This is a genomic window from Candidatus Tisiphia endosymbiont of Metellina segmentata (genome assembly GCF_964030715.1).
Taxonomy (GTDB): domain Bacteria; phylum Pseudomonadota; class Alphaproteobacteria; order Rickettsiales; family Rickettsiaceae; genus Tisiphia.
The window spans coordinates 122,091-135,993 of the sequence record NZ_OZ034919.1; the positions used below are offsets into that span (position 1 = coordinate 122,091).

13 protein-coding genes and 2 tRNA genes are annotated in these 13,903 nt (G+C 32.4%); 10 read left to right on the plus strand and 5 right to left on the minus strand.

Annotated features, from left to right (window positions below):
* Window positions 1–3: 3 nt before the first annotated feature.
* The 4 genes from AAHM80_RS00685 to AAHM80_RS00700 form a co-directional block, all read right to left on the minus strand.
* On the minus strand, window positions 4–618 hold the full coding sequence (locus AAHM80_RS00685; RefSeq protein ID WP_342259979.1) for a hypothetical protein: 615 nt from the start codon (window positions 616–618) through the stop codon (window positions 4–6).
* On the minus strand, window positions 599–1,282 hold the full coding sequence (locus AAHM80_RS00690) for a uroporphyrinogen-III synthase (protein ID WP_341748000.1): 684 nt from the start codon (window positions 1,280–1,282) through the stop codon (window positions 599–601). The genes AAHM80_RS00685 and AAHM80_RS00690 overlap by 20 nt, the downstream gene beginning before the upstream one ends.
* The gene (locus AAHM80_RS00695) at window positions 1,279–2,541 is read right to left on the minus strand and encodes a M16 family metallopeptidase (RefSeq protein WP_342259980.1); all 1,263 of its coding nucleotides are present in this window, start codon (window positions 2,539–2,541) and stop codon (window positions 1,279–1,281) included. The genes AAHM80_RS00690 and AAHM80_RS00695 overlap by 4 nt, the downstream gene beginning before the upstream one ends.
* 329 nt (window positions 2,542–2,870) lie before the next feature.
* Window positions 2,871–3,407 (minus strand): DUF1543 domain-containing protein, encoded by a 537-nt coding sequence (locus tag AAHM80_RS00700; RefSeq protein WP_342259981.1) that lies wholly within the window; start codon window positions 3,405–3,407, stop codon window positions 2,871–2,873.
* A 186-nt stretch (window positions 3,408–3,593) separates the two neighbouring features.
* Between AAHM80_RS00700 and dapF the strand changes: the two genes are divergently transcribed.
* The 7 genes from dapF (at window position 3,594) to AAHM80_RS00735 (ending at window position 11,341) form a co-directional block, all read left to right on the plus strand.
* Entirely contained in the window at window positions 3,594–4,403 is an 810-nt protein-coding gene (gene dapF, locus AAHM80_RS00705) for a diaminopimelate epimerase (protein WP_342259982.1), read from the plus strand.
* The gene (gene mtaB, locus AAHM80_RS00710; protein ID WP_342259983.1) at window positions 4,396–5,658 is read left to right on the plus strand and encodes a tRNA (N(6)-L-threonylcarbamoyladenosine(37)-C(2))-methylthiotransferase MtaB; all 1,263 of its coding nucleotides are present in this window, start codon (window positions 4,396–4,398) and stop codon (window positions 5,656–5,658) included. Before dapF ends, mtaB begins: the two co-directional genes overlap by 8 nt.
* A complete protein-coding gene (locus AAHM80_RS00715) occupies window positions 5,655–6,611 on the plus strand; it encodes an NAD(P)H-dependent glycerol-3-phosphate dehydrogenase (protein ID WP_342259984.1) in 957 nt (318 codons plus the stop codon). Before mtaB ends, AAHM80_RS00715 begins: the two co-directional genes overlap by 4 nt.
* Window positions 6,608–7,126 carry a hypothetical protein gene (locus AAHM80_RS00720; RefSeq protein ID WP_342259985.1) on the plus strand — a complete coding sequence of 173 codons (519 nt, stop codon included), beginning with the start codon at window positions 6,608–6,610 and terminating at the stop codon, window positions 7,124–7,126. The genes AAHM80_RS00715 and AAHM80_RS00720 overlap by 4 nt, the downstream gene beginning before the upstream one ends.
* Complete coding sequence (gene mrdA, locus AAHM80_RS00725) at window positions 7,116–8,912, plus strand: penicillin-binding protein 2 (protein ID WP_342259986.1); 1,797 nt, start codon at window positions 7,116–7,118, stop codon at window positions 8,910–8,912. Before AAHM80_RS00720 ends, mrdA begins: the two co-directional genes overlap by 11 nt.
* Window positions 8,913–8,993: 81 nt before the next feature.
* On the plus strand, window positions 8,994–10,598 hold the full coding sequence (locus tag AAHM80_RS00730) for an NADH-quinone oxidoreductase subunit N (protein WP_410521504.1): 1,605 nt from the start codon (window positions 8,994–8,996) through the stop codon (window positions 10,596–10,598).
* Window positions 10,599–10,600: 2 nt separating this feature from the next.
* On the plus strand, window positions 10,601–11,341 hold the full coding sequence (locus tag AAHM80_RS00735; protein WP_342259987.1) for a biotin--[acetyl-CoA-carboxylase] ligase: 741 nt from the start codon (window positions 10,601–10,603) through the stop codon (window positions 11,339–11,341).
* On the opposite strand, the gene AAHM80_RS00740 is transcribed toward AAHM80_RS00735, so the two are convergent.
* Window positions 11,338–12,066, minus strand: a complete 729-nt coding sequence (locus AAHM80_RS00740; protein ID WP_342259988.1) for a 3-deoxy-manno-octulosonate cytidylyltransferase — start codon at window positions 12,064–12,066, stop codon at window positions 11,338–11,340. The genes AAHM80_RS00735 and AAHM80_RS00740 overlap by 4 nt on opposite strands.
* 159 nt (window positions 12,067–12,225) lie before the next feature.
* Between AAHM80_RS00740 and AAHM80_RS00745 the strand changes: the two genes are divergently transcribed.
* The 3 genes from AAHM80_RS00745 (at window position 12,226) to AAHM80_RS00755 (ending at window position 13,884) form a co-directional block, all read left to right on the plus strand.
* A tRNA-Lys gene (locus tag AAHM80_RS00745) sits at window positions 12,226–12,301 on the plus strand.
* A gap of 125 nt (window positions 12,302–12,426) precedes the next feature.
* Window positions 12,427–12,503, plus strand: a tRNA-Ile gene (locus AAHM80_RS00750).
* Window positions 12,504–12,519: 16 nt separating this feature from the next.
* Window positions 12,520–13,884: a hypothetical protein gene (locus AAHM80_RS00755; RefSeq protein WP_342259989.1), complete on the plus strand. Its 1,365-nt coding sequence runs from the start codon at window positions 12,520–12,522 to the stop codon at window positions 13,882–13,884.
* The last annotated feature ends 19 nt before the right edge of the window (window positions 13,885–13,903 follow it).

Sequence of the window (13,903 nt, forward strand, 5' to 3'; positions counted from 1 at the left end):
ATTTTACTCTACAAATTTTTGCTGTAATTCTTCTGAATAAAAGAAATTAATAAAAAAATCTAGATTGCCTATTATTCTCAACTTTAGTTTTTCTTTATCTTTGGTAAAACTAGATTTCCTTTCAATCTTAATAAATTTCTCGATCCAACAATTTGCTTTTGGAAATATCTTGACTAAACCTAGACTATTATTAAGTAAATAATTTTCATTATAATTGTGTAGGTCTAGCAAAATATTTTTTATTTTTGTAGGTAACTCTACAGTTTCAATTTGACGAATTTGCTGTGTATAATCTTTATCTTGTAAAAAATTTATCACTAAAAGATTAACGCTAAGTAAATAAATGCTATAATTAGGGGGGGGGTTAGATGATTTGGGTTGGTGGTTTAATAATACTTCTTCTTGATTCAAACTACTATCTTTTTGAAGTACAACATTTTCTGATATAGTAGCTGGTTTAGAAGTAGTTGGGTTGTCAGGTAGTTCAGTATCTACTTTTTTATTATTTAAAAAAGTCATGTAACCTATTGATATGGCAAATAACACAATTAGAATAATTGTAAGAATAATAGGATTATTACTACGACCTTTTATTATATTAGTTTCTGATTTTTGCATTATAAATTAATAACTCTAACATTTGTTGCGGCTGTCCATTATCACAATAAACCACATTTTTGGCAAAATATCTAATAATATTTGCTACTTTTTCACTTATAGTAATCACTAAACTATTATCTAGTAGTTTTAGCAAATTATTTTTTATTAATAATTCAATGAAAGTCTTAGTGCTGTTCTGTGAATATAGTAAAATAAAATTGATGCCCTTTTCAATCTCTGCTATTTGGTACAGCTGGGTCGCGTATTTTACCCGATAAATAATGTGTCTTTTTATTTTTTGAGGCAAATCTTGAGTAATTTCATTTGACGATAAATATATGGTTTGCTCATATATTTCTTGAGGGATGTTTTCTAGTAGGTCTTGAATATTTGTAGCAACATATCGTACTACAAAATTTCTTTGTTCTAGAATTAACTTTGATGAATTGCCAACTATCCATACGTTCTTTTGTTCTACCTCTTGATGCCCAGCAAGGATTCTAGCAGCAAATTTACTGGTGACAATTATATTAACATAATTATGCAAAATGGTGCTATTTAATGGCAAAGCTTGATATTCCACTAAAGGAGAACAGATATATTTAAAACTACAATTTTTCTCCAATTCTCTAATGGTTTCATTATTATCCTCTAAACTTCTAGTTAATAGCACCGATTTCATAAAGCTAGCTTATGGCATAATTCTTGATAATCTATGGCAAGTGGTTTAGGACCAATAATAGATAAAGTAGGTTTTGTAACAAATATTTTGTTAGCAATATTTATTATATCTTGTTTTGTTATATTCATAATATGTTCAATAGTTTGTTCAGTAGGTATATATTTGCCAAAAACAGCAAAATTCTTACCAATTTCTTCTGATTTATAAGAAGATTCTTCTTGAGCCATATAGATACTAGTTTTTAGTTGTACTTTAGCCCTATCAATTTCTGAGTCTTTGATGTCTGTAGAAACTTTTTTTATTTCATTAACTAATTGTTCTGTAAGGAATGGTAGTTTATCATGATTAGTGGAGGCATATATGCCAAAAATCCCACTATCATAGTAGGAGCTATTATAGCTACCAATTGAATAAACCAGTCCAAGTTTTTCCCTGATTTGTTGAAATAATCTCGATGACATACCATTGCCAAGTATTAGTGAAAGAACTTGCGTATGATATAATTGTTGTATGTTAAAATACGGCACACTCTCGAAACCTAGAACTAGAGTAGTTTGCTCAAGATCTTTGGTGATAAAGCTATGTCCCCCTGTATATCTAACTTTCTCAAAATGACTGTTTTGTTTATTTTTTAATGAACAAAATAATTTTTTGGCAAATTCTACAACTTGCTCATGGGAAATATTTCCTGCTACTGATAAGTAAATATTTTCGGCATTATAATGTTTGTCAACGTAATTACTAAAATGTTCTCTATCAAATTTAGCCAAACTGTCGTGAGTTCCTAGAATTGACCTGCCAAGTGCTTGATTCTCATAAGCACTACTGTAAAATTTCTCGTGGATAAGTTCATCAGGGTTATCTTGAACATGAGCAATTTCTTGTAGAATCACCTGATATTCTTTGGCTATTTCTTCCTTTGAAAAAACTGAATTTTGGATGATATCTGCCAGTATTTCTAAAGCTTTATAACAGTTTTCATTCAATATTTTTGAATAATAAACAGTTTGTTCATGCGAGGTATATGCATTAAAATGTCCTCCTATAGAGTCAAATTCTTCAGCAATTTGTTTAGCAGACCTAGTTGTTGTGCCTTTAAATGCCATATGTTCAAGAAAATGGGATATGCCTATTTCTGAAGATTGTTCATAGCGGCTACCTACATTAACAATGACATTAATAGCTACAGAATTTACATTAGACATATTATAGGTAAGAATAGTTAGACCATTTTTAAGTTTGCTTGAATTAAAGTCCATTTTATCACTTATTTAGATTCCAATGACCTTAAAATAACTCTTTACAACTAGTTATGCAAGGAGTCATTTCCTATTAAAACAAAAGACTTACTGCATAAGTCAATCTAGTTGGTGATTTTGTCGTCGAAACTCGCCTCCGCTCCTCACGTACGTCTGTGTACACTGCGGTGCTCGGCTTCGTTTCTCCTAAAAATCCCTCAACTATCTTTGATTTATGCAGCAAGTCTAAAGTATACTCGGTGAACTTCAAGAATTAAGGTCGTCGTGTCTAAAGCACAATTGTTGAAATCATAGAAGTATATATGACCTTAATTTAATATTATAACTATTTATTTGAGTTGCTGATAACCATTGATTATACTTAACTTCTTTTTTATGCCAGTATATTCAAGTGCAATATGGTAATTATCAACTTCAGTAATTCTAATGCATTCATCTATATCATAGATATTGTCAGTATGTAACATTTCTGTACCCTTCTTAGACACTTCTCTTCTTGCTTGTTCAATGGCTTGGCTTCTCGATTGTGCAACAACAAAAGTGATAAAATGATTTTCTCCAAAAAAGTTTCTCTTATAAGAACCAAGGTTAACAAAATATAAATGATTGGTACTAGATTGAGGTTTTATTTCCGTAATTTTAACATCAAAACCGTTAAGACTAGCTAGTATGAACCAAGAATCAACATGTAGAGATGTTTTTATACCACACCATTTGCTTTTAATTTTTTGAGAAATTTCAATATCAGATTTCCCGACTGCAAATACAACATCATGCATTTCTATATTGCAACCTTCAACTTTTCCTCCTAAATAGAAAACACATAACATAGGTGAGTCAAATACAAATTTTTGCAAATAAGGCATATAAAGTTCTTTTAATTTTTGGCTAATTCAATGATATATTTTTAATAGTTATTAGTTAGTTGTTAATATCATTATAGGTATGATACTAACAAGGAGTATATTATTTTCTACATAAATTTCATATATTTGGTATAATAGCTAAGTTGCTTTGTAGCAACCTAAACTCCAACAACTAAAGATATTCTCGTGTTAAAAAAAATCAATTTCGCTAAAATGCATGGATTAGGTAACGATTTTGTGATTATCAATCAGCGTGATTTACCTAAAAATTGTGATTTGCAACAATTATCTCTAAAGATTGCCAATCGCCATACTGGTATTGGTTGTGATCAGTTTATTATTTATGATAAAAAACCAAATTACTATGAGATGATTATATATAACCAAGATGGATCAAGTGCCAAATTATGTGGTAATGCTTCAAGGTGTCTTACCAAGCTGATATATCTTGATTTAGGTATAAAGGAAATCACTTTGAGGGTATATGGAAAAGAATTATCTTGCAAGATACTGAATGAGAACGAGATTGAAGTAGATAGTGGGATAGTTAGTTTCGAGGAAGATTGGATGCCTTCATCCGAAAAAATCTGGCCGGTTGTAGAACGTTATATGATCGACATCAAGGAAGTTATCTGTGCCGATATTGGTAATCCACATTTTGTTATTTTTAGTGATCTCGCTATTGAAGATAAAGAAATAATAGAAGAAAAATTACAGGGAAAAGAATTATTTGCTGATGGTGTTAACGTTAATTTTGCTTCAATCAAGAATAATAAAATTTATTTATCGGTTTGGGAAAGAGGTACAGGCTTAACTCTTGCTTGTGGTAGTGGAGCATGTGCTAGTTTTGCTTCTGGGATCAAGCTAGGATTTATTAGCTCTCCTTGTCAAGTAGTATTTCAATTGGGTAGTCTACAAATGTCAAAGCAAGGTGAGAATATAATAATGACTGGTCCTGCTACTTTAGTTTCGCACGGGGAGTTTTTTTATGACTAAATTACAAGAAGTTGTAACCCAAGAAGTTATAGCTTTTGGTTGCAGATTAAATATTTATGAGAGTGAAGTGATCAAAAATAACTTAGCTCTTTCCGGTCTTGAAAATGTTATAGTATTTAATACTTGTGCTGTTACTAAGGAAGCTGAAAAACAATCACGTCAAGCAATTCGTAAGGCTAAAAGAAATAATCCTGATGTAAGAATTATTGTTACTGGTTGTGCTGCTCAGAATAACCCAGCTATTTTTGCTAATATGGTTGAGGTTGATAAAGTACTTGGTAATGAAGAAAAATTGATTGCTAGCAATTATCAATTTACCGAAGAAAAAGTGGTAGTAAATGATATAATGTCGGTTACTGAAACTGCTAATCATATGGTGAGTAGTTTTGATGGTAGATCTCGTGCCTTCATTCAGGTGCAAAATGGTTGTAATCATCGTTGTACGTTCTGTATGATACCTTATGGCAGAGGTAATAGTAGGTCAGTACCGATGGGTGCTATAGTACGACAGTTAAGGGCATTAGTAGAAAATGGTTACAATGAAGTAGTATTTACAGGTGTTGATGTGACTGCTTATGGACCAGATTTGCCAGGAACTCCAACTTTTGCTCAGATGATTAGACGAATTATTGGCTTGGTTCCAGAACTAAAGAGGCTTAGATTATCTTCAATTGATGTAGCTGAGATCGATGATGATTTGTTCGATCTTATGGCCTATATACCAAAGATTATGCCGCATTTTCATATTAGTTTACAAGCTGGTGATGATATGATACTTAAGCGTATGAAACGTCGCCATAATCGTCAAAATATTATTGATTTTTGTCATAAATTGCGTAATTTAAGGTCAAATGTATCATTCGGTGCAGACATTATAGCTGGTTTTCCAACGGAAAATGAGATAATGTTTGAGAATACAAGAAAACTTATCTCTGAGGCGGATTTACAGTATTTACACGTTTTTCCATATTCTGAACGCGATGAAACTCCGGCTGCAAGAATGCCGCAAATAGCAAAATCGATTAGAAAAGCAAGAGCAGAAATTTTAAGAACTGCCGGAGAACAACAATTACAAAAATTTTTCCAAAGGAATATAGGGCAGGAAGTAGAGCTACTTGTAGAACAAAATAACATGGCTCATACAGAAAATTTTATTCCGGTAAAGCTTGAAGGTAATTTTGACGTAGGACAAATTGTTAAGGCTCGGCTAGTTGCTATAGAAGATAATCATATGATTTCAGAAATTTTGGTATGAACAAGTTTAAAAATATTGCTGTTTATGGTGGCGGTAGTTGGGGAACTGCACTAGCCTGTCAAGTGGCAAGATGTTACGATAATGCTCCCATATTTTTACGTGATAATAATATTGTTGAAGAAATAAAAAATAGTAAAACCAATAGCAAATATTTGGGTAGCGATGTTACATTACCAAGTAATATAGTGCCTTATAGTGAGTTGGCAGCTATTTTAGATCAAGAAGTAATAATTATTGCTGTACCATCTTTTGCTTTTCATGATACTCTGAATATATTAAAAGATACTGGGATATCTAAGGATGTGGCGTTATTAGTTGCAACTAAGGGCTTTTCTAGAGATCCTACAGAACTACTATCCGATAAAGTAAAAAAGATATTACCAAATAATCCATTGGCGTTTATCGCTGGACCTAACCTAGCTAAAGAAGTTGCCCAAAATTTATTAAGTTCAGTAACTATTGCTTCTGTAGACATTGACCTTGCAAGAAGATTGGCAATTAGTTTAATATCACAACAATTTAAGGTTACTATAACTGACTATGTGGTAGCAATTCAAGTGGCATCGGCTGTTAAGAATATTATAGCGATAAAGAGTGGTTGGTATGATGCAAAAGGTTATGGACAGAATGCGAAAGCAGGTCTGATAACGGGGGGGCTTCAAGAAATAAAAATTTTATCTGAGGCCATTGACGGAGAATTAGAGGATAGCTCTATTTTATATGCTCCAGGCGTATTAGGGGATTTGGTGCTAACTTGTTACTCTAAAGAATCACGAAATAGTAGATTTGGTTATGAATTAGGGAAGCACTTAGATGTTAATAAATTTTTAAATGAAAATTTATACTTAGTGGAGGGGCGAGAATCTGCTAAACTGGTATTGGATCTCATAAGAAAATATGATCTAACATTACCGATTATTTCATCAGTAATTAAAGAACTGAAATTAGTATGAAGTTTTTTGGCAATTTATCACAAATGTTATCACCAATATTTGGTAAAATAATATTATTAGAATTCTGTTTGTTATTATTAATTTTTCCGTTAGAAAATTTTAGAATTAATGGAGAATCTATTATTTTCCCAGCTTTTGAAGTTAGTTTACTCTACTATTTTTCCACATTTTATCATATTGGTTTTTGGCTAATATTTTTAGCAGGAATAATTTTTGACCAGTTATATTCCATGCCAATTGGTACAAATTCTTTGGTTCTGATAATTGCTCACATAATTTTAGAATTCACAGGAAAATTTTTTGTACTTAGAAGTTATTTAACAAATTTTATCGTCTTTTGTTTCTATTATTTCTTTATATTACATTTTAGATATTTGCTGATTTTAAGCAAAGGCTTATCTTCGGAGGGGTATTTTATGATGTTAATGCAGTATCTAACTACTATATTCTCATATAATTTGCTACGAATTCCACTTGATAAAGCATTAGAATATTTTAGAAAACATGCTAAATAGTAAAATATTATATAGCCAGTTAATATCAAGAAGGGCTTTTCTCATAGGTTCAGGAAAACTGACATTGCTTTCGTTATTGGCTGGAAGAATGTTTTTTATGGAGTTGCTTGAAAATGATAAATATCGTACTTTATCTGATAAAAATCGTATAAGTTTTATTCTAATTCCACCTTTTAGAGGGCAAATTTATGATATCAACGGTAACATTATGGCTACAAACCAAACTTGTTTTAGGTTGTTACTTGACATACATAATGGCAATGATTACAAAAACGAATTAGCTCTAGTTGCCAATATCCTAGAATTATCCGAAGAAGAACAAAATTACATTAAGCAAAAAATAAAAAAAGCCAATAAACATATTCCTTTGGTTATACTAGATAATCTTAGCTGGCAACAAATGTCACTTATTGAAGAACAAAAGTTAAATTTAAGTTCTATTTTTGTAGATGCTAGTTATTCAAGATTTTACCATTTTTCAGAAGCGACTTGTCATGTGATAGGGTACACTGGACAGATTAATGAGCAAGAAAAACAAGATTTACAAATTAACAATTTAGGGGATTTTAATATTGGAAAATTTGGTGTAGAAAAATATTATGAAGACAAGTTACGTGGAAAATTTGGTTATAAGCAGATAGAAGTAAATGCCTTGGGTAAACAAGTAAGAGAAATCACCAATATTCAAAGCCAGCAAGGTGAGGACTTACATCTAAATATTGACGTGGAACTACAACAAAGAGTGCAGCCATACTTAAATAAACAAGGTTGCTCTGCAATAGTTATTGATACCAATAATGGTAATGTGCTAGTGCTGGCTATGTCACCAGTATTTGAGGCTAATAATTTTATAAAATTATCCCAAGATTACTGGCAAAGTTTAGTCAATGATCCCTATAAGCCGTTGATTAATAAGACCATACAAAGTACTTACCCACCTGGATCTATTTTTAAAATTATTACAATTTTAGCTGGATTAGAGAATGGCATTAAACCGACTAAAACTGTTAATTGTACTGGTGCTTCAGTATTAGGTAATAATAGTGCTAGATGTTGGAATCGTCATGGTCATGGCATCGTTGATATGTATAATGCTATCAAATATTCTTGTAATTCTTATATGTATGAAATAGCTCGCTTGATAGGTCATAAAAGAATATTAGATATGGCAAGAAATTTTGGTTTTGGTACAAAAACTGGCATTGATTTAACCGGAGAAGTATCAGGTTTTGTTCCTTCAGAAGAGTGGAAAATGAAAAAATTTAACTCTAAATGGACGATTGGTGATACTCTTAATTTATCGATAGGGCAAGGGTTCTTATCAGCTACTCCAATCCAGCTGGCTAGATTTGTAACAGCAATTGCCAGTAATGGGAAATTGTATAATCCTAAAATTGCTAAAGATATATCAGTAAAAGATGGGTCAGTATTCGATCAGATTAATATAAATCAACAATATCTAGATATTTTAAAAGAAGGCATGTATAGAGCAGTTAATACGCAAGGTGGGACTGCCTATTATAGTAGAATTTTGACAGAAGGGCATCAATTAGCTGGTAAAACAGGTACGGCACAAGTGCAATCAAAGGCTAATATCAATGATGATTTAAATAGAGAGTCAATTGCTTGGGAAAGGCGTAACCACGCTATATTCGCTGGGTTTGCTCCTTACCTACAACCTCGTTACTCTGTTTTAGTGTTTGTAGATCATGGTGGAGGTGGAGGCAGGGCAGCAGCCCCTATAGCTAGTAAGATTATGGCTATGGTACTTGATAAATATAATTGAATATTTTTTACTATTCGTACTTAGTGCTAGCGATTTTATAGTATATATTAGCATTTATATAAAAACTTAGAAACTTGCAATATGACAGACCCAATTTTTAAACAATTTGTAATTATTTTACCTGAGATAATGCTGACCTTACTAGCTTTGTTTACTCAGACATATGCAGTGTTATTTAGTACAAAAACTAAAACCATTAGCAATATACCTGATGAATTTCAAGAGTTGGCTAGGTCTGCGAGTGGTGAGCAGACTAGGCGTAGTCAAACCGTTGTTCCTACGCGAAGTCCCATCGTGCCACAACGCCAACACTTGAAAGGCGAAGGGTATACTCAGATATTACTATCGGCAATATTACTTATTGTCGCTTTTCAACAGTTGCAGTATCTTGCTTTACAAGGTTCAGGTAATGGTATAATAGCTTTTCGTAATTCTTTTGTCGTTAATCATTTTACTGTTGGTTTTAAATTCTTTGTTTTATTATTTTCAATAATGACTATGATGATTTATCAGGCATATTGTAAAATCACTAAGGAGGAGTTTAAAACAGAATTTATAACCTTAGTGCTACTTTCTACTGTTGGTGTTTTTATTACTATATCAGCCCGTAATTTTTTACTTTTATTTGTTGCTATGGAGTTACAGGCACTGGTAGCCTATGTATTAGCTGGCTTTAATCTGAATAATATTAAAGCATCAGAAGGAGCGTTAAAATATTTTATTCTTGGGTCTTTGATTAGCTGCCTAACGTTATTTGGCATTTCCTTTATTTATGGATTTGGCGGTAGTTTAGATTATAGTAATATTTTTCAGAAATTGAATCATTCACCGCAGCCAAATATTGGTTTAATAGTGGGCTTAGTGCTTTTTTTAAGTGGTATCTTATTTAAATTATCAGCTGCTCCTTTGCATAGTTGGACGTTAGATGTATATGAAGGGTCTCCCATTCCTTCAATTACCTATTTCTCTGCTGCCACAAAAATTGGTAATGTGGTGGTATTATTAAATATAATGACTATGGTAATTGGAGATTATAAGCAAATTTCAGTTGATCTAATAAAAATCACTGCGATTTTGTCCATGCTTATTGGGGCAGCTGGTGCTATTAGACAAACCTCCCTCAAAAGGCTAATGGGTTACAGCACTATTCTAAATATAGGCTATGTTTTAATGGCTATTTCTTTTCATACTCCTTACGGTGATAGAGTAGCATTACTATATATGGTTATTTATGCTGCTTCTGTCACTGGCTTTTTTGCCTGCCTAATTACTCTGCTGGGTGCAAAATCAGATTCGGCAACTTTTGATGATATTAAAGGTCTTGCTTCTACCCGTAAGGCGTTAGCTGCTGGGATTGCGATTATCATGTTCTCTATGATAGGCATTCCACCACTGGCAGGATTTCTTGCGAAATACAGCGTTTTCTATCAGGCTATTATAGAGAAACAATTTACTCTAGCATTTATAGCTATTGGCACAAGTGTTGTAGCGGCTTATTATTACCTGAAAATAGTTAAGTTTATGTATTTTTTTGAGGCGGATAAAAGTTTGAAACGAGAAAGTTTGAAACTAGTTTTAGTACCAACACCTAAGAGCTTAAAATTTATATGCTATTTGATTATTGGAGTTTTATTGCTTCTGTGTGTTTTTATCCAACCATTTGCTGATGCTATGGATGGTTTATAGCTATGTCGTGGCAGGAAAAATATAATCTACTAATTTTTGATGAGATAGATAGTACCAGTTCTGAAGCTATTAGGATGGCTAAGGATTGTCCTGATAAAAATTATGTAATATTGGCAAAAAATCAGACAAAATCGCGTGGAAGAAATAGTAGAATTTGGCATTCTAGTCTAGGGAATTTGCATGTTAGTATATTATTAAATCATCAGATTAATCTTGCTTATATTCCGCAATTATCTTTTGTTATGGCTATTGTTGTTTATAAAACTATCAATTCTTTGACTGCTAGCTCAGAAAATTCTATTAAATTAAAATGGCCCAATGATGTTTTGATAAATGACAAGAAAGTATCAGGTATATTGCTTGAGTCTATTAGTATAAATGATAATAATTATCTCATTATAGGTGTTGGCATCAACGTTAAGGGAAGCTCTTTAAATATTGATCAATTGGCAACTAATTTATCTGATGAAAATATAGAAGTAAAAGATACAGAATATTTATTAGATATATTGATGATTAATTTTGAAAAATATTTTAGTAGATGGAAAGAACAAGGATTTAGTAAAATAAGACAATATTGGCTTAAAAGAGCTTATAAGTTAGGTAAGACGGTTACTGTAAATGATGGAAACACAAAAATTTCAGGAATTTTTAAAGACATAGATGAGAACGGGAGCATAAGGATTCAGCTTGCCTCAGGGCAGGTTTGTTGCGTTAATTATGCTACGGAAATAATTTATTAACTGATATTTTTTTGATAAAACTCTATAGCCTTGTTTAAATCCTCTATTGTATCAACAGAGATAGGAATATTGTTAACATAACATACCCCTATGGACATGTTATTTTGTAATGCTCTTAGTTGTTCAAGTTTTTCGCTTAATTCTAAAGTTGAAACAGGTAAGTTTATGAATTTAGTTAATGCTTCTTTGCGAAACCCATACATTCCTACATGATATAGAAATTCTTCTGCACCGTGTGGAATGAGATTACGAGAGAAATACAAAGCCTTATCATTATGGTCAGTAATAACTTTGACATTACTATGACCATTTACGGCATCTATACCAACTTTTACTACTGGGGTCATAATATCATGGCTACTGGACTTTAGGCTTTCAATAACTTTGATAATTGATTCCGGTTCAACAAAAGGCATATCACCCTGTACATTCAGGATATAATTAATATGGTGATTGTTAGGGATTAGCTGAAATGCTTCGTATACACGTTCGGTACCAGTTTGACATTCTTGGTTTGTCATAATAAATTGTCCACCGCAATCAGTAACTTTTTTAGCTATAGTTTCTGAATCAGTTGCCACATAAATATTTTTTAGTTTGGTTAAATATACTTGCCTAAGAACACGCTCAATTATTGAGATTCCCCCTACAAGTTGTAGAGGTTTTTTGGGAAGTCTTACTGAATCAAGTCTTGAAGGAATAATAATTGCAACATCAGAGTGCATAAACTACCATATGACTATATTTACTAAAATTTAAGTGTTGACAACACAAAATAATTGTTGACAACATAACCTTTTTAAACGATAAAGTAAAGCTTATTATATATGGCTTTTAAGTATGGATTCCTGCTTTTAGCTGGAATGACATCGAGAGCGTATTTAGGGCTCGTAGCTCAGCTGGTAGAGCACTTGACTTTTAATCAGGTTGTCCCGGGTTCGAATCCCGGCGAGCCCACCACTTTAGGGTACTTAAAACCATAAACATATCTGCGTATGTTGGGTTTATAATCCTAAGTGAAGCCAGCTAAAAAAGTATATCTGATGCATGACACTGCTAACACTTGAAATGCTAAGGGTATTAATGGGTTTGTAGCTCAGCTGGTTAGAGCACACGCCTGATAAGCGTGAGGTCGGAAGTTCAAGTCTTCTCAAACCCACCATTCGTAAGTATTCTTTATGAATCTTGAGAATATAATTCCACAATTAAGCCGTAATAAGTTAGCTATTTACTGGCTTGGAAATGGTATATTTTCGCTTGCTCTTGCTGGGGTGTATTCAATAATATTGGTAATGCTTCGCACTCCAATGTTAGTTAACCTATTTCCCAATACAGAAATCTTTAAATCAGCTTTGGTTATTCATGTTAATTTATCAATCTTAGTTTGGTTGATGTCAGTTACAGCATGTGTTTGGAGCTATAATCTAGAGGCAACGACTCCCAGCATAACATGTGTAATAATAGCATTTATTTCTACTGCACTAATAGCTTTATCACCATTTTGTGGCCAAAATTTTCCTGTAATGAACAATTACATACCAATGCTGGAGAATATAATATTTATTCTCGGAATTAGTTTGTTTGGTGTATCTGTATTGTTATTTGCCTTATATCCATTATGGAACTGTTGCAAAATATCTTACTTTAACTCCCTCATTAATTTTACTATCCTTTCTACCGTAATAATGTGGCTGTTAGTATGGGTATGTTTTATTTGGTCTTATTGCCAATTACAAGAAATTATTAAACTTGTACCAGTCGATATAGAATTTTACTATGAATTGCTTTTTTGGAGTGGTGGGCATTTATTACAGTTTATTTACACGCAAATTTTGATATTAGTAATGATAGTGTTATTCCATGTTTGGATAGGTAAGGAATTAAGATTAAAAAAGCTGTACCTTGCACTATTATATTTAAATTTTGTTATAAGTGTTGCAGCTATTAGTGGACATTTATTATATGATATTATAGATGCTGAATTCAAAGAATACTACACTAAACAAATGAAATATGGTGGCGGGATAGCAGCAACTTTGTCTTTGATAATAATGTTTTATGAGGTGAAGTGGTATCATTCCCGCATAGGCGGGAATGACATTAACCCTAGTAAGGACATCAGGGAGGTTCAAATGAGTTTGGTGAAGACAACCATAATTTGCTCCAATATATTATTTCTGTTTGGAGGATTTATTGGTATATTAATTACAGGTATGAATGTTACTATTCCTGCACACTATCATGGTTCAATTGTTGGGATTAGTGTAGCTTGTATGGGTTTCTGCTTTCTTCTATGTGACGATAAACAGCAGAAGAACTCATATTTTACAACAGCAATTATAACGATAACTACAGGGCAGATGTTACATATTATAGCTCTGCTCTTTGCTGGTGGGTACGGGGTGATGCGAAAAACACCAGGGGTAGAAATGACTATTGGCAGTAAATTATTAATGGGTATAATGGGTGGTGGTGGGCTGATTGCTATTGTTGGTGGCTTGATGTTTGTTATTATTTGTGGTAGAAGAATCTTGTTTAAGTAATTGGAATAAAAATAATGGA